At 66.5% G+C, this 454-nt stretch carries 1 protein-coding gene; it reads left to right on the top strand.

Annotated features, from left to right (window positions below; all coding sequences use genetic code 11):
• Window positions 1-454 (top strand): LLM class flavin-dependent oxidoreductase (locus ACU8YC_RS27415; protein ID WP_446896314.1); only part of this gene is annotated, 454 nt, incomplete at both ends.

The raw sequence follows: 454 nt of genomic DNA, 5'->3' as shown, positions 1-454 counted from the left end.
CCTTGGAGCAGATTCCGCTGTTTGTCGGACATGACGTCACCCAAACCCTTGACGAGACCGTCACCTTGGCACAAAAACTTGAGGAGATCGGTTTCCACCGGTTCTGGTTGGCCGAGCACCACAACACCGACCACTTCCTGTCGAGTGCGCCAGATCTGCTCATGGCGCGCATCGCGACGGCGACGGCGCCACGCGCGGCGCGCCGCGCGCGCGGCCGTGGCCTGTTCGCCGGCCCGTTCGCCGGCGTGGCAGCGAACACGGGCAACGTGCGCATACACGCGCACGCCGTCGCACACGCATCCCGTTGCCGCGCGCGCGACGGCTTTTCCCGGGTTGATTCGCCGATGAATCAAAACGCCGCGCGTGACCCGGCCGCGGTTGCTCGCCTTTGTCGCGCTCGCCTTGTCGCGCGGCCTTTTCCGAGCGATGGTTCGCCCTTTGCTTTGAACCCGCG

The sequence above is a fragment of the Citrobacter sp. VF227 genome, from assembly GCF_052950715.1.
The sequence above is the reverse complement of the archived record's forward strand: the minus strand, read 5'-3'. Positions and strand labels throughout refer to the sequence as shown.